General features: G+C 70.8%; 24 protein-coding genes and 1 tRNA gene. 11 read left to right on the top strand and 14 right to left on the bottom strand.

Translation table 11 applies throughout. The annotated features are described in order from the left end of the window. Window positions 1–43: 43 nt before the first annotated feature. The 6 genes from OG310_RS17825 to OG310_RS17800 form a co-directional block, all read right to left on the bottom strand. Window positions 44–1,276: an SRPBCC family protein gene (locus OG310_RS17825; RefSeq protein WP_329456864.1), complete on the bottom strand. Its 1,233-nt coding sequence runs from the start codon at window positions 1,274–1,276 to the stop codon at window positions 44–46. Then, window positions 1,269–2,021: a hypothetical protein gene (locus OG310_RS17820; RefSeq protein WP_329456863.1), complete on the bottom strand. Its 753-nt coding sequence runs from the start codon at window positions 2,019–2,021 to the stop codon at window positions 1,269–1,271. The genes OG310_RS17825 and OG310_RS17820 overlap by 8 nt, the downstream gene beginning before the upstream one ends. A gap of 109 nt (window positions 2,022–2,130) precedes the next feature. Then, entirely contained in the window at window positions 2,131–2,388 is a 258-nt protein-coding gene (locus OG310_RS17815) for a gas vesicle protein GvpG (protein WP_329456862.1), read from the bottom strand. A 239-nt stretch (window positions 2,389–2,627) separates the two neighbouring features. After that, window positions 2,628–3,341, bottom strand: coding sequence for a GvpL/GvpF family gas vesicle protein (locus OG310_RS17810; protein ID WP_329456861.1), 714 nt, complete (start codon window positions 3,339–3,341; stop codon window positions 2,628–2,630). 3 nt (window positions 3,342–3,344) lie between these two features. Continuing rightward, window positions 3,345–3,782, bottom strand: coding sequence for a gas vesicle structural protein GvpA (locus OG310_RS17805; protein ID WP_329456860.1), 438 nt, complete (start codon window positions 3,780–3,782; stop codon window positions 3,345–3,347). Window positions 3,783–3,922: 140 nt separating this feature from the next. Next, window positions 3,923–4,231 carry a gas vesicle protein GvpO gene (locus OG310_RS17800; protein WP_329456859.1) on the bottom strand — a complete coding sequence of 103 codons (309 nt, stop codon included), beginning with the start codon at window positions 4,229–4,231 and terminating at the stop codon, window positions 3,923–3,925. A gap of 494 nt (window positions 4,232–4,725) precedes the next feature. Between OG310_RS17800 and OG310_RS17795 the strand changes: the two genes are divergently transcribed. Continuing rightward, window positions 4,726–4,863, top strand: a complete 138-nt coding sequence (locus OG310_RS17795; RefSeq protein ID WP_225018557.1) for a DLW-39 family protein — start codon at window positions 4,726–4,728, stop codon at window positions 4,861–4,863. Between the two features lie 332 nt (window positions 4,864–5,195). Continuing rightward, window positions 5,196–6,461: a hypothetical protein gene (locus OG310_RS17790; RefSeq protein WP_329456858.1), complete on the top strand. Its 1,266-nt coding sequence runs from the start codon at window positions 5,196–5,198 to the stop codon at window positions 6,459–6,461. On the opposite strand, the gene OG310_RS17785 is transcribed toward OG310_RS17790, so the two are convergent. Both OG310_RS17785 and OG310_RS17780 read right to left on the bottom strand, forming a co-directional pair. Beyond that, window positions 6,448–8,064, bottom strand: coding sequence for a serine/threonine-protein kinase (locus OG310_RS17785; protein ID WP_329456857.1), 1,617 nt, complete (start codon window positions 8,062–8,064; stop codon window positions 6,448–6,450). The two genes, OG310_RS17790 and OG310_RS17785, sit on opposite strands and share 14 nt — an antisense overlap. Window positions 8,065–8,092: 28 nt before the next feature. Next, window positions 8,093–8,638 carry a helix-turn-helix domain-containing protein gene (locus OG310_RS17780; protein WP_329456856.1) on the bottom strand — a complete coding sequence of 182 codons (546 nt, stop codon included), beginning with the start codon at window positions 8,636–8,638 and terminating at the stop codon, window positions 8,093–8,095. Between the two features lie 144 nt (window positions 8,639–8,782). On the opposite strand from OG310_RS17780, the gene OG310_RS17775 reads away from it, so the two are divergent. After that, window positions 8,783–8,855: transfer RNA gene (locus tag OG310_RS17775), tRNA-Ala, on the top strand. A 952-nt stretch (window positions 8,856–9,807) separates the two neighbouring features. After that, the gene (locus OG310_RS17770) at window positions 9,808–10,239 is read left to right on the top strand and encodes a DUF6344 domain-containing protein (RefSeq protein ID WP_329456855.1); all 432 of its coding nucleotides are present in this window, start codon (window positions 9,808–9,810) and stop codon (window positions 10,237–10,239) included. A 535-nt stretch (window positions 10,240–10,774) separates the two neighbouring features. Here OG310_RS17770 and OG310_RS17765 read toward each other — a convergent pair. Next, on the bottom strand, window positions 10,775–11,452 hold the full coding sequence (locus OG310_RS17765) for a DUF5324 family protein (protein ID WP_329456854.1): 678 nt from the start codon (window positions 11,450–11,452) through the stop codon (window positions 10,775–10,777). A gap of 287 nt (window positions 11,453–11,739) precedes the next feature. Between OG310_RS17765 and OG310_RS17760 the strand changes: the two genes are divergently transcribed. Then, a complete protein-coding gene (locus tag OG310_RS17760; RefSeq protein ID WP_329456853.1) occupies window positions 11,740–12,267 on the top strand; it encodes a peptidylprolyl isomerase in 528 nt (175 codons plus the stop codon). A 209-nt stretch (window positions 12,268–12,476) separates the two neighbouring features. Next, window positions 12,477–13,406: a rhomboid family intramembrane serine protease gene (locus OG310_RS17755; RefSeq protein WP_329456852.1), complete on the top strand. Its 930-nt coding sequence runs from the start codon at window positions 12,477–12,479 to the stop codon at window positions 13,404–13,406. 518 nt (window positions 13,407–13,924) lie between these two features. Here OG310_RS17755 and crgA read toward each other — a convergent pair. Next, a complete protein-coding gene (gene crgA, locus OG310_RS17750; RefSeq protein ID WP_329456851.1) occupies window positions 13,925–14,182 on the bottom strand; it encodes a cell division protein CrgA in 258 nt (85 codons plus the stop codon). Window positions 14,183–14,323: 141 nt separating this feature from the next. On the opposite strand from crgA, the gene OG310_RS17745 reads away from it, so the two are divergent. The 5 genes from OG310_RS17745 to OG310_RS17725 all read left to right on the top strand — a co-directional run bounded on the left by OG310_RS17745 (window position 14,324) and on the right by OG310_RS17725 (window position 19,037). Beyond that, entirely contained in the window at window positions 14,324–15,112 is a 789-nt protein-coding gene (locus OG310_RS17745) for a DUF881 domain-containing protein (protein ID WP_443078669.1), read from the top strand. A 174-nt stretch (window positions 15,113–15,286) separates the two neighbouring features. After that, window positions 15,287–15,466 carry a hypothetical protein gene (locus tag OG310_RS17740; protein WP_329460232.1) on the top strand — a complete coding sequence of 60 codons (180 nt, stop codon included), beginning with the start codon at window positions 15,287–15,289 and terminating at the stop codon, window positions 15,464–15,466. Further along, window positions 15,463–16,104: an aminodeoxychorismate/anthranilate synthase component II gene (locus OG310_RS17735; protein ID WP_329456850.1), complete on the top strand. Its 642-nt coding sequence runs from the start codon at window positions 15,463–15,465 to the stop codon at window positions 16,102–16,104. Before OG310_RS17740 ends, OG310_RS17735 begins: the two co-directional genes overlap by 4 nt. Before the next feature lie 734 nt (window positions 16,105–16,838). Continuing rightward, window positions 16,839–18,236, top strand: coding sequence for a class E sortase (locus OG310_RS17730; RefSeq protein ID WP_443078861.1), 1,398 nt, complete (start codon window positions 16,839–16,841; stop codon window positions 18,234–18,236). 54 nt (window positions 18,237–18,290) lie between these two features. Next, window positions 18,291–19,037, top strand: a complete 747-nt coding sequence (locus OG310_RS17725) for a class E sortase (RefSeq protein WP_329456849.1) — start codon at window positions 18,291–18,293, stop codon at window positions 19,035–19,037. A gap of 114 nt (window positions 19,038–19,151) precedes the next feature. Here the strand turns inward: OG310_RS17725 and pknB are convergent, their stop codons facing one another. The 4 genes from pknB to OG310_RS17705 form a co-directional block, all read right to left on the bottom strand. Continuing rightward, entirely contained in the window at window positions 19,152–21,161 is a 2,010-nt protein-coding gene (pknB, locus tag OG310_RS17720) for a Stk1 family PASTA domain-containing Ser/Thr kinase (RefSeq protein ID WP_329456848.1), read from the bottom strand. A gap of 201 nt (window positions 21,162–21,362) precedes the next feature. Beyond that, the gene (locus tag OG310_RS17715) at window positions 21,363–22,823 is read right to left on the bottom strand and encodes a peptidoglycan D,D-transpeptidase FtsI family protein (protein ID WP_329456847.1); all 1,461 of its coding nucleotides are present in this window, start codon (window positions 22,821–22,823) and stop codon (window positions 21,363–21,365) included. Beyond that, entirely contained in the window at window positions 22,820–24,238 is a 1,419-nt protein-coding gene (locus tag OG310_RS17710) for an FtsW/RodA/SpoVE family cell cycle protein (protein WP_329456846.1), read from the bottom strand. Before OG310_RS17710 ends, OG310_RS17715 begins: the two co-directional genes overlap by 4 nt. Before the next feature lie 25 nt (window positions 24,239–24,263). Further along, on the bottom strand, window positions 24,264–25,841 hold the full coding sequence (locus OG310_RS17705) for a PP2C family protein-serine/threonine phosphatase (RefSeq protein WP_329456845.1): 1,578 nt from the start codon (window positions 25,839–25,841) through the stop codon (window positions 24,264–24,266). Window positions 25,842–25,959: the final 118 nt, after the last annotated feature.

Genomic DNA, 25,959 nt, shown 5'->3' with positions numbered 1-25,959 from the left:
CGTGGTGCCGGGCCCGCCCCGGGGGCGGGGCGGGGCTCCGGTGTCACCGTCGGCCCGAGTGACCCGCGTACTCGCGGTCGTCCTCGGCGTCCTCGGCGTCGGCGTCCTCGACGTCGTCGGCGTCGGCGTCGGCGTCGCGCGAGTCCGCCTCGGCCTCGGGCTCGTCCGCCTCGTCGTCGTACGATTCCTCGTCGTCCTCGGCGTCGGCGTCCTCGTCCTCGAACCGGTCGTCGTCGCGGTCGTCGGCGTTCTCCGCGTCGTCCTCGTCCTCGTCCGCCTCGGCTTCGGCGTCCTCGTCCTCGTACGCGCGGTCGTCGTCGTCCTCGTCCTCGAACCCGTCGTCGTCCGCCTCGGCGTCCTCGTCGAGCGCTTCCGGATCCTCGGCGTCCTCGGCGTCGTCCCGCTCGCCGTCCTGCCGCTGCTCCTCTTCCTCCTGCTCGCGCTGCATCGCCTCGTCGTGGTCCACCACGACCTCGCCGTCACGGATCTCACCGCGCCAGGAGTCGGTGGCCTCGCCGCGCATCATGATGAACTTGCGGTACAGCTTCAGGTCGAGCCGTGCCCGCCTGCCCTGCGCGCGCCAGATGTTGCCGGTCTTCTCGAACAGCCCCTTCGGGAAGTATTCGAGGACCATGAGCACGCGGGTGAGGTTGTCGGTGATCGCGTGGAAGGTGATGACACCCTTCACGGTCCCCTTGGCGCCCTCGGTCGTCCACGTGATGCGTTCGTCCGGCACCTGCTCGGTGACGTTCGCCTTCCAGCTCCGGGTGGACTTGGCGACCTTCACCTTCCAGTTGCTGGAGGTGTCGTCGCCCTTCTCCACGCTCACCACGCCCTTGGCGAACGTGGAGAACTCCTGGAACTGGGTCCACTGGTCGTAGGCCTCCCGCACCGGCACACCGACATCGATGTCCTCGCTGATGGTGACCGACTTGGACTTGCCGCCGCCGCCCTTGCGGCCCTTGCCGAACAGGCCCTTGATCTTGTCCTTGACCGTGTTCTTGAGATGGTCCTTGCCGACGGCCTTCATCGCGTCGACGGGGGACTTGCCCTCCGTGAGGGCCTGTCCGCCCTTCGCCAGGCTGCCGGCGAGGCCTCCGGCGGCGCCGCCGGGATCCGCGAGCTTGCCCGCGCCCTCGCCGAGCCGCTGGCCGAGGTTCGTCACCGTGTGGGTGGCGCGTGCCATCACGTAGTTGCGGAGCTCTTCCTTCAGCCGGTCGGCCGCGGGGCTGCCCGTGATCTCCTTGCCGAGCGTGCCGATCTTCGAATCAGCCATTGTCGCTGCCTCCCCGGTTGCCGGCCTTGCGGGCCGAGCCCGAGGTGGTCTTACGGGCCGACGACGCGGTCTTGCGCGCGCCGGACGTGGTCTTGCGGGTGGACGATGCCGAGGACGCCGTCTTGTGAGCGCCGCCCGAGGCCGTTTTCTTCGCACTGCCGGAGACGCGGGTACGGGTGCTCGACGCGGTCTTGCGCGGCGTCGAGACCTTGGGCTTCGCGGAGCCCTTCGGCCCGTCCCCCTCGGAGCTGCTCGCCGAGCGGCGGGTCTTCGGCTTGCCCGCGGGCGCGGGTCCGTCGTCGTCACCGTCGTCACTGTCGTCCCGGGGCGCCCGGTCGTCGTCGTCGCGGTCGTCGCGAGGGGCCCGGTCGTCGTCCTCGTCCGCCTGCTCGTCGGCACGGTCGTCCTGGTCGTCGTCCCGGTCGCCGGCGCCCTCGTCCTCGTCACGGCCGTCGAGACTCAGCGTGCGCTCGTGCAGGGAGTCGGCGAAGCCGCCGATCCGCTTGGTGAGCGCTGCCGTCGCCGCCGACTTGGTCGTGTCGAGGAGTTCCTTGCGCACCTGGTCGTTCAGGCCGCCGAGCAGGTTCGAGTTCGTGAGCATGGACCCCAGCTGTTTGGGGTCGAGATTGAGTTTCTTGCCGGCCAGGAACATGCCCAGCCCGATGGCCATCTTGGCCTTCTTGGTACGTCCCAGGAAATAGCCCCCTACCAGGGCCATGCCTATCTTGGAATTATTATTGGTCATCTGTTGCGCACCTCGTTCTCCTCGTGATGAGGACCGCTGTCCGGTGTGCGGGCGTGATGGCACCGTCCCGTGTTCGTGAGACGTCGTGGCGGTACGGCACCGTACGGCGTCAGGAATCGAGACCGAGTCGCCTGCGCTCGTGCTGGATGAATTCCAGCTGATCGAGCAGTTCGTCCTCGCGCCGGTCGAAATCCTCTTCCGATATCCGGCCGGCGAGAAGCTCCTTTTCAAGATCTGCCAGTTGGCCGCGGACCGGGGCGGGGTCGTAGTACTCCTGCTCCGCCGCGGTCATCACGTGTCCGAGTACCCAGCTGAATCCGCGGACCGGGGCGACCGGGAGAGTGAGGATCTGTGTGATGAGTCCCATGGTTTCCCTTTCCCTCTCGTCACTTCCTGGTCCGCGGTGCGTGCCGGTCCGTGAAGGGGCCGACGGGAGTGGGGACGGGGCCGGGCCGATCGGGCCGATGCCCACGGGCCGCGAAATCGCCCGGCCGCCCGTCCACTGTCTTCACTCTTCTCCCTCGTCTGCCACGGTTTCGCCCGCATATGCGTCCGGCCCTCCCCGTGCACTTCCGCGCGGGCCGCGGGGGCCGCGGGCGCCGGTGGTCAGACGAAGCTGTACGGCGGAAGTGGACCGTTCAACCGAATCGTGTAGGCCTCGCTGTGGAGGCCCGCCTCCTCGTGCACCGCCTGGGAGAAAGCCGCGGCCTTGTCGCGCTTGACGAGGAACGACACATTCAGGAGGGTGTCCTGCGTCGCGTCGGCGACCGCGGTGTTCAGCGCCGCCGGAGCGAGCCGGTCGGTCATTTCCCTCGCGTCGCGTTCCTGGCGGGCCTTGACCTCTTCGGTGATCAGTTCGCCGAGGCGCATCTTCTCGTTGTGGGCGTCCGGATTCGCCCGGGTGAACTCGTTCAGCCCGCGTACCTCGTCCGACTCGCGGATGATCTCCTTGAGGAGATCGTCCTCGTCACGCGAGACCTTCAGATTGAATTCGAGGCAGTCGTCGAGCTCGGTGAGACGCTCCTTGTAGCCCTCGGCGTTGCCGTCGAGTGCCGCCGCCACCTGCTCGTCGTCGGGCCCCACGAGCCCGAAGCGCATGGGCAGCACGGCGCCGTCCGCCATCAGGCGCTCCAGTACGGCCTGGTGCGCTGCGACGTCCCGGCGCTTGGCCCGCAGACCCTCGGGTGCGTCGCTGACGACCGCCGTCAGCTGCTCGGTCTTCACCGTGCGGACCTGCGAGGCGGGCTCGCCGACCCCGTTCAGTCCGTCGAGGCGTATGGGATGGTCGGACGCGGTGATCGCGTATACATACGTGGACACGGACTACTCCTCCCGGCGACGGGTCGTACGGCGGCTGGACGAACTCGACTTGCTGCTACTGCTGCGCTCGCGTTCGCCGTCGTCGTCGCCGCTGCCCTGGAGCGATTCGGTGATGGCCTCGACGGCCCCCGTCAGCGCTCCTTTGCTTTTTCCTTTGGCGCCGCTCTCCACGGTGTTCCCGACCAGGTCGGTCAGGCCCGAGGGCTTGTTGCGGCCGGACTCCAGGTCGAGCCTGTTGCAGGCCTCCGCGAACCGCAGATACGTGTCCACACTCGCGACCACGACGCGTACGTCGATCTTGAGTATTTCGATGCCGACCAGGGACACCCGGACAAAGGCGTCAATGACGAGGCCGCGGTCCAGGATCAGTTCCAGGACATCGTAGAGATTCCCGGAACCACCGCCGCTCGCCGGAGCGTTGGACTGCTGCACTATGCTCACGTTGCTTCTTCCTCTCTTTGCTGGGGCACAGCGGAATGCCGTTCCGCCGCAGTCGCCCGTGGTTCGTCGCACGCACCGTGCGGACGCGTGACACCGCGTTCGCAGATGAAAAAGGGCGGCGTCAACCGCTCACCGACCGCTCATCGGTCGACCTTGCCCCGCGGGTAGCGTTGGGTCCTCTCGTAACCGACCAATTCGCCCTCGCCGTCCAGTTCCACGCGGTAGGACGCCATGACGCTCGATGTGTCCGGAATGCGCTCGATCTCGACCACCTCGACCGCGGCCGTCCAGCCGTCGTCGGTCTTCTTGATGGCGGAGACCGAATCCGGTTCGCTGCCGAGCAGACCGGAGAGTTGTTCGGCGGCGCGGCGCATCGCTTCAGGAGCCGCGATGCGTTTCCGCTTGCTGTCACTTCCGTTCGTGCTGCTTGAGCTCTCGGAATTCGTCATGGTCCGCTCCGTGGCGTCGTGAAAAAGGGGGCGCGCCGGTTCGGCACGCGCTGTGCGCTCCGTGGGCGCGACAGACGGTCGCGATACGTGGGGCGCACCGACCGGTACGGGCTCTCGCTTTCTGCGTACGGTCCGCGTGCCCGGCACTTGATGACCTATGCCTGTTGTGTGTCCGGGCGGGGGATGTCCCGTGCGGACGCTGCGTCGAGGCGGTGGGGACGGGCGCGCTTCCGGGTGCGCGTCCGCGCCCGCGCGAACCCGGGAACGCGTTTGTACGAGGGGGCCCCGGCAGCGGGAAGTCGGACGGGAAGCGGGTGCGCGAGAGCGTCCGGAAGGCGGCGTCGCGGACGGTGCGCGGGCCGGTCGGGAAAACGCCCGCGAAGGGGACGAAGGGGCCGGTGGCCGAGGCGCCGACAGGTCACCGATCGGTATCGACCGGTGTGTATAGTCGGCGAGAGAAGGTCCCCTACGTCAATGAAAGACGAGGTCGCGCGGTGAAGAAGCTTCTCCTGGTCGCACTGGCCGCCATCGGCGGGTTCCTCGTGTACCGCCAGATCCAGGCGGATCGCGCCGAGCAGGATCTGTGGACGGAGGCGACCGACTCCGTGCCGTCCTCCGGAGCCGACGCCTGAGGCACGCAATCCGCACACAGTCCTGAAGAGAACGAGCCCCGGCCGCGCGAAGCGACCGGGGCTTCGTGCTGTCCGGACGCGGGTCCTGTTCGTGCGCGGCCGGTCCGGCCAGGTGTGCGGGGGCGCGTGTGCGGGGGCCCTGGCAGAGCAGGGGCCCCCGGGGCAGGATGGACCGGACACCGGCCGGTACCGGGCGCCCACCGGCCGCCGGCGAGCAGCGGGGGGACAGTGTGACGGGTCGTCAATTTCGTTGGCGCGGACGGCGGGACCACCGGCGCGGGACACGGTCCGCCGCGGGCGCTGCGCTCTGCGTCCTCACCCTGCTGGGCGCCGTGACGGCCGCGGCGCCCGTGCAGCGCGCGTCCGCCTCCGGGGCGCCGGGCGCGTACGCCTTCGACCCCGCTGCCCGGCGCGTCACCGGCGCCACGAGCACCGCCGACGCGGCGGTGCTCGCCACCGGTGTCACCTACCGCGACACGATCAAGGCGGCCGGGACCCTCGTCTACCGCGTCGACCTGGACGCGACGAGCAACACGTACGTCTCCGCCGTCGCCGTGCCGAAGACCGGCACGAAGGTCGCCTACGGCGACAAGATCGAGGTGAGCCTCCAGGACCGCGACGGCCACGAGTGCAGCTCGAACCAGTCCGAGTTCGGCGTCTCGACCGACTTCCCCAGACCACTGGCGGCGTACGCGTACCGCACCGTGGGCGGGCCCGTCGCCACCTGCGCCGAGGCCGGTCCGTACTACGTCGTCGTACGGCGTGACGGGGACCCCGGGTCGTCGGCCGACCCGTGGGATCTGGAGCTGCGGCACCTGAGCGAACCGGGTCTGACGAAGGCCGGCCCGACCGCGGCGCCGGAGAACTGGCCCAGCGCCTCCCCGACGCCGAGCCCCGGCACTCCCACGCGGGTAGCGGGCGGTACGGGCTTCTCCGACGCGGCACGCGTGGGGCCGCACGGCGCATACACGGCGATGGTCAAGCCCGGGGAGACGGTGTTCTACCGCGTACCGGTGGACTGGGGGCAGCAGCTGTTTTCGAGCGTGGACCTCGCGAGCGCGCCGGAACCGCCGCCGTCGGCCACCGGGAGCGCCGGGCTCGGCCTGGTCAACGGCGCCGTCGCGGTCTCCCTGTTCAACCCCGCGCTCGGGTTCGTCCAGAGCGCGAACGCGCCGCTGTACGACGGGCGGCAGAAGACGACGTCGATGGACCCGCTCCCGCCGGTGGCGTACCAGAACCGCTTCTCCTACCGCGCCGGCGAGCGCGACATGCGCTTCGCCGGCTGGTACTACGTGCGGATCAGCCTCAGTCCGAAGCTGGCCTCCGTGTACGGCGCGGGGCCGTACGGGATCACGCTGCGGCTCGACGTGACCGGCTCGCCGGCCCCGGCACCCGCGTACGCGGGCCCGCCGGGACCCTTCAGCGTCCAGGGCGGGAATCCGGTGACCGGCGCGCTGGGGACGGCGTCCGGCGCGCGGTTCGCCCCGGACGCCAGACGGCTGGTCGGTTACGCGGGCATCGGCACCGGGACAGCGCTGGTCGCCGTGCTCGCCGGCTGGAGGCTGATCGCCCGGCGCCGCGGCGTCAGGAACCGCTGAGCGCCCAGATCCCCACGGCGAAGCAGGCGAGCGCCAGCAGCAGCACCGGCACGGCGACCCGCGCGGGCGGCCCCGGCCGCCGCGCCGCCGCGTGGGAACGGGCCGCCGTCCGTGCCGCCGGCCGCTCCGGTGCGAGGGGGGTCGGGGTGTACGGGTGCGCCGCGAGCGGTTCGTACGGCGCGTACGGCTCGTTCGGCAGCGGGGCCGGATGTCCCGCGTGCGGCGGTGCGGGCGCGAGTACCGGTGCGGGCACGGGTACGGGCGGCGGCAGGTGGAAGCTGCCGGTGTCGGACAGGGACGCCGGCCCGGTGGCGCCCGGGGCGAGCGCCGAGGGCGGTGTGGCGGGCGTCCGGGCGGGGCCCGGTGCCGGAGCGGTGGCGGGGGTCGCCGAAGGCGGCGTGGCGGTGAGAGCTGCCGGGGGCAGCGGCCCGGGCCCGGTGTCGGGCGGCGTGGGGGCCGGTGCGCGGGGGTCGCCGGTGGGCGTCGCCGGCCGGGGCGTCGCGGCAACCGGGGACACGGTGGGGGCGAACGCCGGTACCGGTGGGGCCGTCGGGGCCGGTGGGGTGCTGGGAACCGGTGGGGTTCCCTCCGAGGTCCTCGGGGCGGGCCCGCCGCCCGTCGCCTGCCCGCCGCCGATGCTCGCGGGGCCGGGAACGCGGCCCGCCCCGCCCGTACGCCCTTGACCACCCGTACCGTCGGGACCACTCCGCCCGCCCGTGCCGCCCGGCCCCTTCGCGTCGAACCCGGCCGGCAGCGGGCCGATCTGGTCGAAGACCTCGACCGGATCGGACACCGCCGCCGGATCGGCGGGCAGCAGCTCCAGCGCGGCGGCGAGCGCCTTGCGCGCGCCCGTCGCCGTACGGAACCGGGCGTGCGGATCGGGTTGCAGCAGCCCGGCCAGGACCTGCCACAAGGGTTCCGGCACCCCCTGCGGGGCGCCCGGTGTGCCGTGCTCGGCGAAGTACTCGACGAGCGCCTTGGCGTCCGGCTTGTGCCCTTCGAGCAGGTAGAGGGCGACGAGCCCGGTGGCGAACAGGTCGGCGGGAAAGTCCGGTTCCGCGCCCAGCAGCTGCTCAGGCGCGAAATAACCGGGCGTACCCACCACGTAGTTGGTCTCCGTGAGGCGGGGCTCCCCCTTGCGCATGGAGATCCCGAAGTCCGAGACACGCAGGTGGGGGCGGCCCGTGCCGGTGGCTTCGAGCAGGACGTTCGCGGGCTTGATGTCCCGGTGCACGATGCCCTCGGCGTGCACGGCGGCGAGTCCGGCGAGCAGCTGGTCCAGGAGCACGCACACATAGCCGGGGGGCAGCGGGCCGTAGTCGCCGATGAGGTGCGCGAGCGAGCCGCCGGCGACGAGGTCCATCGTGAACAGGACCTTGTCGTCGTCGGCGGCCCAGGACGCCGGCGCGAGGACATGCGGATGATCGATGCGTACGGCCTGCTCACGCACGAAACGCAGCAGCGTGTGCGCGTCGCTCTGCTGGAGGACCTTGGCCGCCACGTACCGGCGGCGCCGGTGGTCCCAGGCGCGCCACACGGCCCCTATGCCGCCCCGCCCGATCGGGTCGACGAGCTCGTACCGCCCCGCGAACACCTCGCCCATGCCGCACGCCCCCCTCGGCCGGTAGGCCTCAGCTCTGATGCGCCTCGTAGTGGGCGACCGCGTCGGCGGTGCGCCCCGCGCCGTACACCCGCAGGAATTCGGCCAGCTCCGGCTGCGTCGGCGCCAGCGCGTTCGCGGCGTCGATGATGTCACCCGCGGCGGCGACGGACCGCAGGAGCGACTGGATCTCCCGCACCACGCGCCGCACGGTGGGCGCCCCCGAAGTGTTCGTGGACTGACTCGTGGTCAGCACGGAACCGCCCTGCGACCTCTTGATCTCCTCCATGCGGCCCGTCGCCTCCCCGGCGCTCACGCTGCCGTCCGCGACCTGCCCCGCGAGATCCTGGAGCGACTGGACACGCTGCACCACGGCCGGATTGCCGATCTTCGCCCGCTGCCCGCTCATCAGCTGTGAGAGCATCGGAGCCGAGAGCCCGAGTACCTGGGCGAGCCGGGCCTGGTTCAGCCCCAGATCGTCGATGAGCCGGCGAAAGAGCGCCCCCAGCGGCTCCCCGTACCAGCTTCTCTGCAGTTCTCTGGCACGAGCTGTCGTTTCCTGTTGTGCGGCGTCCATCGCGTCTCCCCATCGCTTCCCCAAGCGGCGGCCCCAGCTTCACTGCTGCGAACCTGTGGGGCATCTTACGGAGCGTGGTCGGACTCGGGGAGTCCCAACCTTTTTCGGGATGCACCTCCCGACCCGGTACGCTGTTCCCGGCACGGGGCCTTAGCTCAGTTGGTAGAGCGCTGTCTTTGCATGGCAGATGTCAGGGGTTCGACTCCCCTAGGCTCCACCCCGTAGAACCCCTTCGTCCTGCGTCAGCGCGGGCCGGAGGGGTTCTTCTCGTACCGGGTCGGCTCGCTGAGGTGTCCGTGCGGTGGCGCCGACCGGTGGTCCCCGGGCCTGATACGTCATCCTTCGTCAGCTCGTCGTCCTGCGGATCCCCTGGATTTCGGGTGGCGGACCACGGGGGCGCCGGGGCCGGAGCGCGGCGATGACGTGGATGACGTGAGGGGCAGAGGTCCCGCTGTCGTGGGTGTCGCCGCCGCTGAAGCGCTCCAGGGTGCCGACCGCATCCTCCGGCGCGTGGGGCCGGCGGATCTCCTCATGTCCGGCCGCCTTTCGCTTCCGGACGAGGGATGACCAAGGTCTCCGCGGACCGGCTGCCCGGGTGCCGGGAGGTGCGGTGGGGGATTCACGGCGGGAGCGGTCGTCCCCCCCGTCGCTTCGCAACGGTCCGGGCGGCGGGGTCACCGGTGCGGGTCGCGCTGCGGTCGCACGAGGCCTGGACGGTCTACGGCCCCTGCCTCGTGCCTCCGCGCGGGGACGGGGACGGCCCGCGACCCGCGGGCGGAGTGCCGGGCCCGCGTGTACTGAGGGGGCCGGCGTGTGGGTGGACGTGCCCGAGCGGCGCGGAGTGACGCCGTCGGGTTGCGCGTCCCCGTGAGCCGTGCAGCGGTCGGTGGTCTCCCGTACGGGGCGCCAAATGAGCCTGAGAACAGGCGAGTTGGAACCTCTGCCACGTCGCTGGGGGACGGTCGCCAGGCCCCGGAGGAAGCGGCGGTTTTCTGCTTTTCGCATGTGAGGATCGACTGAACGGGTGGTGTTCATCAGACGAACTGCGCGCGGGGCGGCGTATCTCCCACGGAATCGGCTGCGGGCCCACATGATGATGAACGTACTCAAACCGCGCAACTCGGAATGAACCGGGTGCGCGACCGGACCTCACCCGAAAGCGAGGAGTCATGGCCGTCGTCAAGGTCAGGAACCTCTGGACCGCGTTCATCACCGCGTTCTTCGCCGTACTCGCCACGCTTGGCCTCACCACCCCCGCCATCGCTGCCGCCGGCTCCGCCGCGCAGCCGGCAGACCAGCCCGCCGACCGCGGTGCCGAGACCGTCGCCCCGGCGCCGGTGGTGCCCGCGCAGGTACCGGCGCCACGGGTCGATCCGGGGGCCACCGCCACCCGGGGCACGGGCGTCGCCGAACGGAGGCGCGCGCCGGAACCGGCTGTCGCCGCACACGAGCCGCGTGAACGCGCCCTGCCGCCCACGATCAAGCAGCGCATCACCGCCGAAGCCCACGGCTCGTCCCCCTCGGTCCGCCGCATCCCCGCTCAGCTCCCCCTCGACGGCATGCTCGAAGGGCTCGGCGACGTCGCGCTCGCGGCAGCATGAGGCGCCGGGTCCCGTTCGGGAATCCCGGCGCCTCGAAGAACACCGTCCGCGTTGTGGGACACGGCAGCGTCCGTCAGGAGACGGACCGTCACCGGATCTCCCGTCAGGAACGCCACGCACGCGGAGAAGTCCGCGCGGCGAGCACCGCCCGCGGCCGGCGAACCACCCGGTCGGAGCGCACCGTCCGTGGAGAACGCACCGTCCGTGGAGAGCGGAACACCGCTTCCCGGGACATCGCCTCTCCGGCCACTGCCTCTCCGGACATCGCCCCTCCGGACACTGCCTCTCCGGACACTGCCTCTCGGGACAGAGTTCCTTGGGACAGTGCCTCACGGAACACGGGCGCCCGCAGCACCGCACCCCGCAGCACCGCACCCCGGAGAACCACCGTCCGGAACGTCGACGTCCGGACCATGGCTCCCCGGTTCACGGCTTGCGGGATCACGCCGTCCAGCTGCACGGTCTCCTCAACGACAGGTCACCGGATCACGGCTTCCAGGAGCGGTTCCTCCCGGGAGACGGACCGTCAGGACCCTCAGGAGGAGCGCTTCCTGCGGTTCTCGTGCTCCGAGTCGATCGTCGCCCCGGAACCCGTGTCGTCCGCACCCGCGGAACCGTCCACCGACGTCAGGTTCGGCCGGTCGGACGCCTCGGCGTCAACCGGCGGCTCCACGAGCCATTCGGGGTTGGCCTGCTTGTCCCACCACTTCCACGCGGCGAAGGCACCGCCGGCCAGTACGCCGAGGACCGCGAGGCCCTTGACGACGCGACCCGCCTTGGCCCGGCGCTGGTGCTTGGCCACCAACTTGTTGATCTCGGCGACCGTGACGTGCCCGCGCAGTGCGGCGAACGCCGCCGCCGAGCGAGCCGCGGCCTCCTCGGCCACCGGCCCTGCCGCCGCCCTGGCCTGCTCGACCCGGGGGCCGGTGTACTCGGCCGCCTGGCGTGCCGCCATCCGCGTCCGCGCGGCGGCCTTCTGCGCCGCGAAGTCGACCTTGGGGGGCACATGCGGCGCGACGCGCGCGTCGAACTGAACACGCGCCTGCTGCGCGGCCTTCGACACCGTCGGGGCGAGCCGTACGCGTGCCTCGTGTGCATACTGCGCGGCCTGGTCCTTGGCCGTTCCGGCGTACGGCGCCACCGCTTCCGCGGCGTGCTGCACGCTCTCCCTCGCTGAATCGGTAGCGGCACGCACGCTGTCCATGCGGGTCACAGGATCATCCTCCTCGGTGGCGTTCGATATGTCGCCTGTCCACCCTTTTTGAAATCATGCCTGCCGCACCCCGCTTCGGCATGCGTTACAGGCATCCGTGTCACGAATCCGTCGTCGTCGCTCTTTCCCTGGCGCTCCGGTGTCGTTCCCCGAAGGGCCTCGCTACCCGCTACCCCCGCAGAGGCCTCGAATGCGCCCCGGGGTGCTCTCGCATGCCCGCGCGCCCATCCGGGCCGCCGTCCGTGCGAGGATCGGGAAGGTCAGAGCAGACTCACGGAAGGCACATCGTGGCTGAGCAGCTTTACGCCACCCTGAAGACCAATCACGGCGACATCGAGATCCGGCTCTTCCCGGACCACGCGCCGAAGACGGTCAAGAACTTCGTCGACCTCGCCACTGGTGGGCGCGAGTGGGTGCACCCGGCGACCGGTGAGCGTACGAGCGAGCCGCTCTACAACGGCACCGTCTTCCACCGTGTGATCAAGGGCTTCATGATCCAGGGCGGGGACCCGCTGGGCAACGGCACCGGCGGCCCCGGCTACGAGTTCGGCGACGAGTTCCACCCCGACCTCTCGTTCGACCGCCCCTACCTGCTGGCGATGGCCAACGCGGGCCCGGGCACCAACGGCTCGCAGTTCTTCGTCACCGCGGTCCCGACGGGTCACCTCAACCGCCGCCACACCATCTTCGGCGAGGTCAGCACCGAGGCCGGCAAGAAGGTCGTGGACTCGATCATCGGCTCGAAGACCAACCCGCGCACGGACCGCCCCCTGCAGGACGTCGTGATCGAGACGGTCTCCGTCGAAACGCGCTGAACCGCGCGGGAACCTTCCGACCCCGCCCGTCCGTGTAGTGGATACAGCCCTGAGAACCGGCTGTGCCCGGACGGGTGGGGGGCGGGTGCGGATGCCGGCCGGTCCGGTCCGCGAGGACGAGACCGGCGGCGGGCCCTCCGCCGTCGTTCCGGGTCAGGGACGCCGGCTCAGCCGTCGTCGTCACCGAGGTGAAGAGGACCGTGGGAGCGATGGACCAGCCAGAGCGGTCGGCCGCGGGCGAAGGCCTGCCCAGCTGCTACCGGCATCAGGGACGCGGTACGGGCGTGCGGTGCACGCGCTGTGAGCGTCCCATCTGCCCCGAGTGCATGGTGAGCGCGTCGGTCGGTTTCCAGTGCCCGGACTGTGTACGGGGTACGGGCCCCGGTGCCCCGGCCGGGGCACACGCGGTCTCCGCCGTCGCGGCGGGTGCGGCGGCCTCCTCGCCGAGGGCACCCGCGGGTCCGAGGCGGCCGGACAACCGGCCCCGGACCATCGCGGGCGCGCCGGTGCGGCCCGGTCAGAACCCCCGGCTGATCACGCAGATCCTCATCGGCGTCAACATCGCGGTGTTCATCCTGGCGCAGTTGAAGGGCGCGGTGGGGAACGACCTCGCGCTGTGGGGCTTCGGCGTCGCGGACGGCCAGTGGTACCGGCTGTTCACGTCGGTCTTCGACCATGTGGAGATCTTCCACATCGGCTTCAACATGCTGAGCCTGTGGTGGATCGGCGCCCCGCTGGAGGCGGCGCTCGGCCGGCTGCGCTACACGGCGCTCTATCTCATCTCGGGCCTCGCGGGCAGCGCGCTGACGTATGTGGTCGCGAGCCCCGGCGAGGCCTCACTCGGTGCCTCGGGGGCCATCTTCGGGCTGTTCGCCGCGACGGCCGTCCTGGTGCGCAAGCTGCGCTACGACATGCGGCCGGTCATCGCGCTCCTGGCGATCAACCTGTTCATCACGTTCTTCTGGGCGGGCATCGCCTGGCAGGCGCACATCGGGGGCCTCGTCGCGGGTGCGCTCATGGCGATCGGACTGGTGCACGCGCCGCGCGCGCACCGCGATCTCGTCCAGGCGGGGACCTGCGTCGGCGTGCTGGTGGTCACGGTCGTCCTGATCGCTGTCAGAACGTCGATGCTGACCTGAGGCCACGTCGTGGCAGGGCCGTCGATGCCGGCCAGAGGACCGGGCGCCGCCGGGCGCCGACCGCGGCTGTGCGGGACGCTCCGGGCGGAGGCGCCCCGGGTACGGGGGCGGTCCGGCCTGACCATGACCGGTGCGGGAAGCCCTGGCGGGAGCGTCGGGCGCGGTGCAGGGTACCGGTCCTGACCGTTTCCGATCGACTCTGCCCACAGTGTTGTCCACAGAATGTGCCGGAACTTGTGCGTCTTGTGCGTGGCGTCCGTCCCGCAGGGGGGTCCGCCGGGCCTCGTGCGGTGGGAAGTCCCGTGCGAGCACCGCTTGACCTGCTGGTATACGGGGAAGGCGGGACGCGGGGCGGCCACCGGCCGGGTGACCGGCGGGCCGGGTGACCGCCGTCGCGGTCACACCGGCGTCAACTTCCCGCGAAGTTATCCACAGATCTTCAGACCTTTTCCCCTGCTGTGGAAACGCCTGTGGATAACTCCCGGGACCGGCTCCGGGTTACGCCCGGAGGCGATTCGTTACTTCCACTGTGTGGAGAAGCCGAACCCGGCGGCGATGAAGCCGAAGCCCACCGCGATGTTCCAGCTGCCGAAGGCGTCGACCGGCAGATCGCCGCCGGTCACGTAGTACAGGACGATCCAGGCCAGGCCGATCAGGAACATCGCCAGCATGACCGGGGCGACCCAGTTGCGATTGGACAGCCTGATGTCCGTCGCCGCCTTCGCGGCGGGCGGCGGCGTGAAATCTGCCTTCTTGCGGATCCGGGACTTCGGCACGAGGAACTCTCCTGTCGATGTGCTGCGTGACCGCGCAGGGGACTGAACGGCCGGCGGCCCGTGGACCGGGGGGACGAGGCGACCCGGCCAGGCGCTCCGTTAGCGTAGTGCTTCCGTGGCGCCCAAGGAGATAAGGGTACGTTGAGCAATTCCGCACCGGACCCCCGAGCCCCGGACGAGCGCGCTCCGCATCCCGCGCCGGTCTGGCGGGCACGGCCCGTACGCCTGCTCACCCTCGCCGTGTTCGCCCTGGCGGGCCTGATCTTCGTGACGAGTTTCAACACCGCCAAGGGCACCGACATCCGTACGGACGCCTCCCTGCTGAAGCTGTCGGACCTGGTCCAGGAGCGCAGCGCGAAGAACGCGGGCCTCGACCGGTCGGACGCCGCCGTACGCAAGGACGTCGACTCGCTCGCCCGCCGCGACGACAGGTCCACCGCCGCCGAGGACGCGCGCCTGCACGGTCTTGAGGGGAGCGCGGGCACCCTGGCCCTGAACGGCGACGCCGTCAGCGTCACCCTGGACGACGCCCCGCCGGACGCCACCGCCGCGCCCGGCTACCCGCAGCCGCAGGCCAACGACCTCGTCATCCACCAGCAGGACCTCCAGGCCGTGGTCAACGCGCTCTGGAGCGGCGGGGCGCGCGGTATCCGCGTCATGGACCAGCGGCTGATCGCGACGAGCGCCGTGCGCTGCGTCGGCAACACGCTCATCCTCCAGGGCCGCGTCTACTCACCGCCGTACAAGATCACCGCGATCGGCGACCCGAAGAAGTTGCGCCGGGCGCTCGATGACGCACCGTCGATCCAGAACTACCTGCTGTACGTACAGGCGTACGGTCTCGGCTGGCGTGTCCACGACGACGGGCGGACCACGCTGCCCGGTTACGCAGGCACGACGGACCTGCACTACGCGAAGCCTGTGAAATGACTGAGTGCGGCGCCCGAACAGCGCTGCGATCATTGTGACGAAGCACAAACGCAAACCCCCCGGGCAGCTCACCCATGCGCTGCCCACGCGCCGCCGCCGACGTTTAGTCTGGTGCGAGCGGAACGCGGGCGCTACGCCCGGGGCGGCAGGGACCGAAGGGGCGGCGAGCGCGGCATGTACGGGTGGTTCTGGCGGCATCTGCCGGGCAACACGTGGGTGCGTGCGGCCCTCTCGATCGTTCTCGCACTGATCGTCGTGTATCTGCTGTTCCAGTACGTCTTCCCGTGGGCGGAGCCGCTGTTGCCCTTCAACGACGTCACGGTCGACGGCGGATCGGGAGGTGCGGCCGGATGAGCGCGCGCATTCTTGTCGTCGACAACTACGACAGCTTCGTCTTCAACCTCGTCCAGTACCTCTACCAGCTGGGTGCCGAGTGCGAGGTGCTGCGCAACGACGAGGTGACGACGGCCCACGCGCAGGACGGCTTCGACGGCGTCCTGCTCTCACCGGGCCCCGGCACCCCCGAACAGGCGGGCGTCTGCGTCGAGATGGTGCACCACTGCGCGGCGACGGGCGTGCCCGTCTTCGGCGTCTGCCTCGGCATGCAGTCGATGGCCGTCGCGTACGGCGGTGTCGTCGACCGCGCCCCCGAACTGCTGCACGGCAAGACCTCGCCGGTCCAGCACGGCGGGCAGGGCGTGTTCGCGGGGCTGCCGTCACCGTTCACGGCGACGCGGTACCACTCGCTCGCCGCCGAACCCACGACGGTCCCACCGGAGCTGGAGGTCACCGCCACCACGGCCGACGGCATCGTGATGGGGCTGCGGCACCGCGAACTTCCCGTGGAGGGCGTGCAGTTCCACCCGGAGTCGGTGCTCACGGAACACGGCCACCTGATGCTCGCCAACTGGCTGGCCCAGTGCGGTGACCCGGAGGCGGTGGCCCGGTCGGCCGGGCTGGCGCCGGTGGTGGGGAAGGCTGTCGTCGCGTGACCGCACTCCGCCCCGAGCACGAAGGCGAGATCGGCGCCTCGTACAAGCCACAGGGGACGTACGAGGGACGCGACGACGATGACGACGCGTTCGAGGCGGTCGTCGGCGGCCTCGCCGATCCGCTGACGGACCCGATCCCCGCCACCGCACGCGCGGTCCGGCCCGAGGACGGCGAGGCCCCGCCGCCGCCCGCCCCGACGCGGGCGGGCGACCGGGCCGCGGACACGGCACGGGCACAGAACCGCGACGCGGACCGGCCGCGGGAGGCGCGGAGCACCGCGTCCGGGGAGCGGACCGGCGACGCGGGCACAGGTCGCCGCGCCCGGACCGGGCCACCGGCGTCGGCGACTCCCCCGTCCGGGGCGCAGGATCACGCCGGGATGCCGGACCTGGGCCTTGCGCCCGTGCCCGCCCCGGGTGCCGGCGCCGCCCCGCAGCGGACCGGGGGGAGCGGGCCGACCCCGTCACCGGCGCCCTCCGAGCGGCCTGTGGGCAAGCACGCGCGCCAGCCCGCCGCGTCCGCCCCCGCCCCCGTTCCTCCGACACGGCCGGTGGTGCCGCCGGGCGGCAGCGGGGCGGCACCACCCCCTGCCCGGCACGCCGTGCGGCCGGAAAGACAGGACCCGCCGCCCGCCGCCACCTCCGGACCGGCCGCGCCGAGCGCCGACCGGGAACAGGACGCGGGCGCGACCACGTATCTGGCGAAGGTCCGTCCCGCACGTGCCGCGGGGCCCATGCCCGCGGCGTCCGCGCCCGCCTCTCCCGCGCCCGCCTCTCCCGCGCCGGCGAGGGATGCGGCGACGACATACCTGCCGAAGACACCGCCGGCACCCGGGCCCGCCGCTTCCCCGCCTGTCCCGCCCGCGCCGGGCCCCGAGGCGACGGCGCATCTCCGCATGACCCCGCCCGCACCGGCACCCGGGACGAGGCCGGACGCGGACGCGACCGCCTTCCTGCCGAAGACGCCGCCCGCACCGGCGTCCACCGCGCCCGCGTTCTCCGACGCCGAGCAGACGCTCATATCGCTGCCTCTCGGGGCTTCCGGGGGCACCGCCCGGAACCGGCCCCCGGCACCGGCCGGTCCCGTGCGGCAGCCGCCCCAGGCGCAACAGGAGCCGCGCCAGCCGAAACAGCATCCGCGACAACAGGCGCGGCAGCAGCCGCAGCCTCAGGCGCCGCCCGTACCGGACGTCCCGACGGCCGCCGTGCCGACGGGCGTCGGCGCGGTCGATCAGGAGACCGTGGCCCTGCGGACCGCCGACGTACGCCGTGCCGTCGACGGCGACACCGAGGCCGCCACCCCGGCCGGGGGCCGTGCCGAGCGCCGCAAGGCCGCCAAGGCGGGCACCCGTGGCCGCAAGAAGGCCCCGACGGCTCCCGCGGCGGCCCAGCAGCGGCCGCCGGGCCGCCCCCTCACGCGCATCGAGGCGCGCCAGGCGGCGCGCGCCCTCAAGGACAGCCCGGGGGTCGTCGTCAGCCGGGCCGTGGGCGAACTGTTCATCACCTTCGGCGTGCTGATGCTGCTGTTCGTGACGTACCAGCTGTGGTGGACCAACGTCAGGGCCGACAACTTCGCCAACAACGAGGCCAGCAAGATCCAGAGCACCTGGAAGAGCAACAAGGGCCCCGCCGCGGGGGCCTTCGAGCCTGGTCAGGGCTTCGCGATCATCCACATCCCCAAGCTGGACGTGGTCGCGCCGATCGCGCAGGGCGTCAGCAAGGAGAAGGTCCTCGACCACGGTGAGGTCGGCCACTACTCCGAGGGCGGGCTCAAGACGGCCATGCCCGAGGACAAGACCGGCAACTTCGCGCTCGCCGGTCACCGCAACACCCACGGCGAGCCGTTCCGCTACATCAACCAGCTCGTGCCCGGGGACAAGGTCGTCGTCGAGACGCAGGACGAGTACTACACGTACGAGATGACGCGGACCCTCCCGCAGACCTCGCCCTCCAACGTCGGCGTGATCTCGCCGATCCCGCAGGGATCCGGGTTCACCACGCCGGGCCGGTACATCACGCTGACCACGTGCACGCCGGAGTTCACGAGCACCTACCGGCTCATCGTCTGGGGCAAGATGGTCAGCGAACAGCCGCGCAGCCAGGGGCTTCCCGCCGCCCTCCAGCACCACTGACGGGCGCCGCGCACACGCAGGACGAGATCGACAACTGGAACGGGGCGAACAGGGGTGGCATCCACGACCGGGCGCGAGGAGACGACGTCACAGCCGAGCCCCCCGAAGGCGAAACGCGGCCCCGTCGCCTCCGTGTTCGGCGTCATCGGGGAACTGCTCATCACGGCGGGCCTGTTGCTGGGCCTCTTCGTCGTCTACTCGCTGTGGTGGACGAACGTGACGGCCGACAAGCAGGCCGACCAGCAGGCCGACCAGGTGCGCAAGCACTGGGCCGCGGCGCCGCCGGCCGGCCAGGACGGCAAGGCCCCGTCGTTCGACACGAAGAGCGGCATCGGCTTCCTGCACGTGCCGTCGATGAAGAACGGCGAGGTGCTCATCAAGAAGGGCACCGCGGTCAGCGTGCTCAACCAGGGGGTGGCCGGTTACTACACGTCCCCCGTCAAGTCGGCGCTGCCGTGGGACAAGAAGGGCAACGTCACGCTGGCCGCGCACCGCGACGGCCACGGCGCGAAGTTCCACAACATCCACAAGGTCAAGGTCGGCGACCCGGTCGTCATCGAGACCCGTGACACCTGGTACGTCTACAAGGTCTACAAGATCCTCGCGTCGACGTCGAAGTACAACGTCAACACGATCCAGCAGATCCCGAAGGAGTCCGGCAAGAGCAAGCCGGGCCGCTACCTGACCCTGACGACCTGCACGCCGATCTACACCTCGGACTACCGCTACATCGTCTGGTCCCAGCTGGTGCGCACCCAGAAGGTCGACAAGGACCGCACGCCGCCGCCCGAGCTGCGCTGAGTCGTCCGTAACGGCCCGGGAGCGGGTCCCACGCACGGGGAAGCCCCCGCGTCCGCACAGGACGCGGGGGCTTCCCCGTACGTGTACTCGGCAGTGGCGGCGGTGTGGTGGCGGTCAGTGGCCCCCGCCGAAGAAGCCGTTCGGCAGACCGCCGTTCTGGTTGCCGCCGTTGCCGGACGGCGGACCGACCGTGCTCACAGTGACGGTGCTCCCCTGGTCGACCATGGTGCCGGCCGCCGGGGTGATGCCGGTCACATACGAGTTGTTCGGATCGGACGGGTTGCCGTCGGCCACCGCCGGCTTCAGGCCCGCGCCGTTGAGGGCGTTGATCGCATCGGCGAGCTTCGTCCCTGGGGCGATCGCCGGAACCGCGACCTGCGGCTTCGCCGGGCCCTTGGAGACCTGGAGCTTCACGTGGCTGTGCAGGGCCGCCGACACGTTGGCCTGAGGGCTCTGCGTGACGACCGTGTTGGCCGGCGCGTCGTTGTCGACCTGCTCGACGTCGACCACGAAACCGTTCTTCTCCAGCTGCGCCTGGGCCTGCGGGAGCTGCTGGCCCGTCACCGGCGGAACGTTGACCTTCGCCGCCTTCGCGACCTTCAAGGTGATCGTCGCGCCCTTGGCGGCCTGCGAGCCGCCCGCCGGGTTCTGGTCGATGACCGTGCCCTCGTCCTGCTCGGACTCGACGGTCTTCACGTCGACCTTGAAGCCCTTGCCCTGCAGGTCCTGGGTCGCGGAGTCCTGGTCCTCACCCTTCTCGTCCGGCACGTCGACCTTCGGCGCGCCCGCCGAGACGACCACGGAGATCGTGGCGCCGGTGTCCATCCGGCCGTCCGCGGGTGTCTGGCTGCAGATGGAGCCCTTGGGCTGCGCGCAGCGGCCGGTGCCGGACTGGGAGACCTTGACGTCCGCGTTGGTCGCGAGCTGCCTCGCCTGTGCCATCGTCTGGCCCACGAGCGAGGGGACATCCGTCTGCTGGGAGCCCGCGCCCCCGCCGGTGAAGATGGACTTGCCGATGAGGATCGCGCCGACCAGCACACAGACAGCGGCGATCACGATGAGGATCGTGCCGGTGTTGGACTTCTTCTGCTGCCGCCGCCGGCCGCCCGACCGGTCGTCGTAACCGGCGTGACCGGAGTAACCCCCGTCGTCGGGGTTCATCGGCGGGAGCATCGAAGTATGGCCGCCCGGGTCCTGCTGGCGCAGGGCCGTCGTGGGCTGGTCCTGCGCGCCGTAGCCGCCGCCGTATCCGACGGCGCCGAGGGCGGCCGCCGCCGCGACGGGCTGGCCGTCGAGGCACGCCTCGATGTCGGCGCGCATCTCGTCCGCGGACTGGTAGCGGTAGTCGGGGTCCTTGACCAGCGCCTTGAGGACGATCGCGTCCATGTCGGGCGTGATCTCCGGGTCGAAGACGCTGGGAGTCTGCGGCTCCTCCCGTACGTGCTGGTACGCGACGGCCACCGGGGAGTCGCCCACGAACGGCGGACGGACGGTGAGCAGCTCGTACAGCAGACAGCCGGTGGAGTACAGGTCCGAGCGGGCGTCGACGCTCTCGCCCTTGGCCTGCTCGGGGGAGAGGTACTGCGCGGTGCCGATCACGGCCGCCGTCTGCGTCATCGTCATACCGACGTCGCCCATGTTGCGCGCGATGCCGAAGTCCATGACCTTGACCTGGCCGGTGCGCGTCAGCATGACGTTCGCCGGCTTGATGTCGCGGTGGACGATGTTGCTGCGGTGCGAGTACTCCAGCGCCTGGAGGATGCCGACCGTCATCTCCAGCGTGCGCTCCGGCAGCAGCTTGCGGCCCGAGTGCAGCAGTTCACGCAGCGTGGAGCCGTCGACGTACTCCATGACGATGTACGGGATGGAGACCCCGTCGACGTAGTCCTCGCCGGTGTCGTAGACCGCGACGATCGCCGGGTGGTTGAGCGAGGCGGCGGACTGGGCTTCCCGGCGGAACCGGGCCTGGAAGGACGGGTCGCGCGCGAGATCCGCGCGAAGCGTCTTCACGGCGACGGTCCGGCCGAGCCTGGTGTCATGCGCGAGGTAGACCTCGGCCATGCCACCACGGCCGAGCACCGAGCCCAGCTCGTACCGGCCGCCGAGGCGACGCGGCTCATCCATGTCTGTTCCGGCCCTCTCCGTCAGTACCGACCGCACCTGCGTGTGGTCCGGCGGTGTGCTGTCCGCGCAAAGGCTACCGGGCTCGCCGAGCCGGATTCGCCGGGGCGGACGAGCTGATACACGACCGGTACGGAGGAGGCTTCCCCCCTCGGTATCCGGACGCGCGGCTGTGACCGCACCCTGTGCGCGATCCCGTGCGGCTCACTTGCCACTGTCGATCACGGCCTTCATCACGTCGTGCGCGATGGGGCCCGCGAGGCCGCCGCCGGAGATGTCGTCGCGGTTGGCCGCGCCGTCCTCGACGACCACGGCGACCGCGACCGGCGAACTGTTGCCGACCTTCGCGTACGAGACGAACCAGGCGTACGGCAGTCCCTTGTTGTCGACACCGTTCTGCGCGGTACCCGTCTTGCCGCCCACGGTGGCGCCGCTGATCTTCGCCGAGCCACCGGTGCCCATCGGGTCGTTGACGACGGACTCCATCATCGACTGGAGCTTCTGCGCGTTGCCCGCGCTGAGCGGCTGGCTCATCTGCTCCGGCTGCGTCTTGTCGATCACGTCCAGGTTGGGCGCCCGCAGCTCGTCCACCATGTAGGGCTTCATGAGCTTGCCGTCGTTGGCGATCGCCGAGGCGACCATGGCCATCTGGAGCGGCGTGGCGCGGGTGTCGAACTGGCCGATGGAGGACAGCGCGGTCTGCGACTGGTTGATGTCGGTCGGGAACTCGGAGGCGTCCGCGCGGACCGGGATGAACTGCTCGGAGTTGAAGCCGAACTTCTTCGCCTCGTCCAGCATCTTGTCCTTGCCGAGCTCGACGCCGAGGTGACCGAAGACGCTGTTGCAGGAGACCGTGAGCGCGAGGCGCAGCGTCGCGTTCTTGCAGGGCAGGTTGCCCTCGTTCTTCAGCGGCGTGGTCGTGCCCGGCATGATGTAGGGCAGCGGCGAGTCGGTCTTCGCGTCCGGGTCGCTCACCGTGCCGTTCTGCAGTGCGGCGGCGGCGGTGACCAGCTTGAACGTGGAACCCGGCGGGTACGTCTGGCGCAGCGCCCGGTTCATCAGGGGGTCGTTCTTGTCGTTGAAGAGATTCGACCACGCCGTGCCGTCGGTGCGGCCCGCGATGGTGGACGGGTCGTAGCTCGGCGTGGAGGCCATGGCGAGGATCTTGCCGGTGGACGGGTCGATCGCGACGGCCGCCCCCTTCTTGCCCTTGAGCCCGTCGTAGGCGGCCTTCTGGGCGTCCGCGTTCAGGGTGGTGACGACGTCGCCGCCCTTCTGGTTCTTGCCCGTGAACATGGACACCGTGCGGTCGAAGAAGAGGCGCGGGTCGGTGCCGCTGAGGATGCCGTCGTCGATGCTCTCCAGCTGCGTCGAGCCGTACACCTGCGAGCCGTACCCGGTGACCGGCGCCCACATGGGGCCGTCCTTCCAGGTCTGCTTGTACTTGAAGTACGTGTCGTCTGTCTTGACGGCTCCGGTCACCGGCTTGCCGTCGACGATGATGTTGCCCGGCGCGTGGCTGTAGCGCTCGATGGTGGGGCGCTGGTTGTGCGCGTTCGTGTTGAGCGAGTCCGCCTTGACGTAGCCGAGCCAGTTCTCGCGGACGAGCAGGGCGAGGACGAGGAGGCCGCAGAAGATCGCGATGCGGCGCAGAGGCTTGTTCACGGTCGGACCACCTGGGTCATCTCGGCGTCGGTTGAGGGTGCGGGGGCCGGAGCCGGTCGGCGGGCGGTGTCGCTGATTCTGATGAGCAGGCCGATGAGGGCCCAGTTGGCGATGACGGAGGAACCGCCGGCCGCGAGGAACGGCATGGTCATACCGGTCAGCGGGATGAGGCCCATCACACCGCCGGCGACCACGAAGATCTGAATGGCGAAGCCGCCGGTGAGGCCGACCGCGAGGAGCTTGCCGAACGGGTCGCGGGCCGCGAGGGCCGTCCGGATGCCGCGCTCCACGATCAGGCCGTACACGAGGAGGATCGCCATCGTGCCCGCGAGGCCGAGTTCCTCGCCCACGGTGGAGAGGATGAAGTCGGCGTTGGCGGCGAAGCCGATCAGGTCGGAGTTGCCCTGACCCAGGCCGCTGCCCAGCGTGCCGCCCGAGCCGAACGACATCAGGGCCTGGCCGACCTGCTCGCAGGCGCCGGTCTTGTCCGTGGTGTAGCAGGAGAACGGGTCGAGCCAGGCGGTCACACGCGACTGGACGTGCGGCTCGAACGTGGCGACGCCCACGGCGCCGGCCGCCGACATCAGCAGTCCGAAGACGATCCAGCTCGTCCGTTCCGTCGCCACGTAGAGCATGACGACGAAGAGGCCGAAGAACAGCAGCGAGGTGCCGAGGTCCGTCTCGAAGACCAGGATCAGGATGGACAGCGCCCAGATCACCAGGATCGGGCCGAGGTCCCGGCCGCGGGGCAGGTAGAGCCCCATGAAGCGGCGGCTGGCGAGCGCCAGGGCGTCCCGCTTCACCATGAGGTAGCCGGCGAAGAAAATCGCGATGATGATCTTCGCGAACTCCCCGGGCTGCAGGGAGCCGAGGCCCGGGATGCGGATCCAGATGCGGGCGCCGAACTGGGCCGGGAAGAAGATCGGGGCGATCAGGAGGATCAGCGCCACGACCATCGACACGTACGTGTACCGCTGCAGGACGCGGTGGTCCTTGAGGAAGAGAAGGACCACGACGAAGATCGCGACACCGATCGCCGAGTACAGCATCTGCTTGGGTGCCGACGGCGTGAACGTGCCGTACGCGACCTTGGCCAGGCTGATCAGCCGGGGCGACTGGTCCAGGCGCCAGATGAAGACGAGCCCGATGCCGTTGAGCAGGGTGGCGAGCGGGAGCAGCAGCGGGTCCGCGTAGCGCGCGAACTTCCGCACCACGAGGTGCGCGACGCCCGCGAGGGCCGCGAGGCCGAGCGCGTAACCGAGCACCCCCGACGGGACCTTGCCGTCGAGCGCCAGCCCGACGTTGAGGTACGCGAACACGGCGACGGCGACGGCGAACACGAGCAGGAGAAGCTCGGTGTTGCGCCTGCTGGGCGCGTCGATCGCGCCGATGGTGGTGGTGTTGGAGATGCTCATGGTGGTGAAGAGGCCCCCTGGCCCGTTACTGCTGCTCGCAGTTCGAGACCAGCTTCTGCTCCTCCTCCGAGAGGGTGGGGCCCGGAGAGGGAGGAGTTTTCGGCTGGTGGACGGTGGAGTGCAAGGCGGTCTGCTCGCCGACGGTGCCGGTGGTTCCCCCCGCGGCACCCGTGGAGCCCGTGCCCGGTGACGTGCTGTCCGTCGGCTTACCGGACTTCGTGGGCGCCGGCGGCTTGCTCGCCTGCTGTTCCGAGCTGCGCTCGGCCTGCTTGCGCTCCTCGTTCTTCTTGCATGCGGAGGCCTGAGTACCCAGCTCCTTGATCTTGCCCTGGGCGGTGCCGAGGCTGCCTTCGGTGATGGTGCCCTCGACCTGCTTGCGCTGGTAGTCGGGGAGGTACTTGAGTTCGATCTCGGGGTGGTCGGTCTGCACCTTCGACAGCGAGACCCAGGCGAGGTCCTGGCTGATGCCCTGGTAGAGCGCCACGTGCTGCTTTTCGGAGCCCACGTAGTACTGGGTCTGCGTCCAGCGGTAGCCGCCGTAGAGGCCGCCCGCGACGACGATCACGACCAGCGCCGTGTACAGCGAGGCCTTGAGCCAGGTACGCCTTTTGCGCGGCGCGCCGCCGTCAGGTCCGTAGTCGTCGTCGTACGCGCCGAAGCCGCCCTCGGGCGGCATTCCGGCGTACCCGGCCTCGCCGCTGCCGGGGGGGCCGAAGCCGCCGCCTCCCGGCTGGTGGGGCACGGGCCTGCCGAGGCCCGCGGCACGGCCCGCCGGGGTCTGCATCAGGTGGGGGTCGTGGTTGCCGAGCTGCTGGTTCTCGGCGACGGCGCCGACGACGACAGGGGTGTCGCTGAGCCGGCCCGCGAGGGTGTCGCCCATGTCCTGGTCCAGGACGTCGGCGACGATGCAGGTGATGTTGTCCGGGCCGCCGCCGCGCAGCGCCAGCTCGATCAGCCGCTGGACGGTCTCCTGGGGGCCCTGGTAGTCGGCGAGCGCCTCTTCGATCGTCTGGTGCGAGACGACCGCGGACAGGCCGTCGGAGCAGATCAAATACCGGTCACCCGCGCGTACTTCGCGGATCGACAGGTCCGGTTCGACCCGGTCGCCGCTGCCCAGCGCGCGCATCAGCAGCGACCGCTGCGGGTGCGTGGTGGCCTCTTCCTCGGTGATCCGGCCCTCGTCGACCAGCCGCTGCACCCAGGTGTGGTCCTGGGTGATCTGCGTGAGGAGGCCGTCGCGGAGCAGGTACGCGCGGGAGTCGCCGACGTGCACGAGGCCGAGCCTGCGGCCCGTCCACAGCAGTGCCGTGAGGGTCGTGCCCATGCCTTCGAGCTGCGGGTCCTCCTCGACCATGAGGCGCAGCTGTTCGTTGGCGCGCTCGACGGCGGCGCCGAGCGACGTCAGCACGTCGGAGCCCGGCACATCGTCGTCGAGCTGCACCAGCGCGGAGATGACCTCGGAGGACGCGACCTCGCCCGCCGCCTGGCCGCCCATGCCGTCGGCGATGGCGAGCAGCCGGGGCCCCGCGTAGCCGGAGTCCTCGTTGCCCTCGCGGATCATGCCCTTGTGCGACCCGGCGGCGAAGCGCAGCGTGAGTGTCATGCGCATGCCTCCGGTCGGGCCGCCCGCTGAATCCGGGGCCAGCCGGTCTGGAGCCACACTGCCCACCCTCCGGTCGGGAGCACCTGCCGGTCCGCTGCTCGGACCGTGGCGGCTCGCT

Origin of the sequence: Streptomyces sp. NBC_01497, assembly GCF_036250695.1 — a bacterium.
GTDB lineage: Bacteria > Actinomycetota > Actinomycetes > Streptomycetales > Streptomycetaceae > Streptomyces.
This window is presented reverse-complemented; position numbering and strand designations above follow the sequence as displayed.

Coding starts and splice junctions, on each gene's coding strand:
- OG310_RS17825 (WP_329456864.1), bottom strand. CDS start 1,276: ATGGCTGATTCGAAGATCGGCACGCTCGGCAAGGAGATCACGGGCAGC.
- OG310_RS17820 (WP_329456863.1), bottom strand. CDS start 2,021: ATGACCAATAATAATTCCAAGATAGGCATGGCCCTGGTAGGGGGCTAT.
- OG310_RS17815 (WP_329456862.1), bottom strand. CDS start 2,388: ATGGGACTCATCACACAGATCCTCACTCTCCCGGTCGCCCCGGTCCGC.
- OG310_RS17800 (WP_329456859.1), bottom strand. CDS start 4,231: ATGACGAATTCCGAGAGCTCAAGCAGCACGAACGGAAGTGACAGCAAG.
- OG310_RS17785 (WP_329456857.1), bottom strand. CDS start 8,064: ATGGGCGAGGTGTTCGCGGGGCGGTACGAGCTCGTCGACCCGATCGGG.
- OG310_RS17780 (WP_329456856.1), bottom strand. CDS start 8,638: ATGGACGCCGCACAACAGGAAACGACAGCTCGTGCCAGAGAACTGCAG.
- OG310_RS17770 (WP_329456855.1), top strand. CDS start 9,808: ATGGCCGTCGTCAAGGTCAGGAACCTCTGGACCGCGTTCATCACCGCG.
- OG310_RS17755 (WP_329456852.1), top strand. CDS start 12,477: ATGGACCAGCCAGAGCGGTCGGCCGCGGGCGAAGGCCTGCCCAGCTGC.
- OG310_RS17740 (WP_329460232.1), top strand. CDS start 15,287: ATGTACGGGTGGTTCTGGCGGCATCTGCCGGGCAACACGTGGGTGCGT.
- OG310_RS17735 (WP_329456850.1), top strand. CDS start 15,463: ATGAGCGCGCGCATTCTTGTCGTCGACAACTACGACAGCTTCGTCTTC.
- OG310_RS17730 (WP_443078861.1), top strand. CDS start 16,839: ATGCCCGCGGCGTCCGCGCCCGCCTCTCCCGCGCCCGCCTCTCCCGCG.
- pknB (WP_329456848.1), bottom strand. CDS start 21,161: ATGGATGAGCCGCGTCGCCTCGGCGGCCGGTACGAGCTGGGCTCGGTG.
- OG310_RS17710 (WP_329456846.1), bottom strand. CDS start 24,238: ATGAGCATCTCCAACACCACCACCATCGGCGCGATCGACGCGCCCAGC.
- OG310_RS17705 (WP_329456845.1), bottom strand. CDS start 25,841: ATGACACTCACGCTGCGCTTCGCCGCCGGGTCGCACAAGGGCATGATC.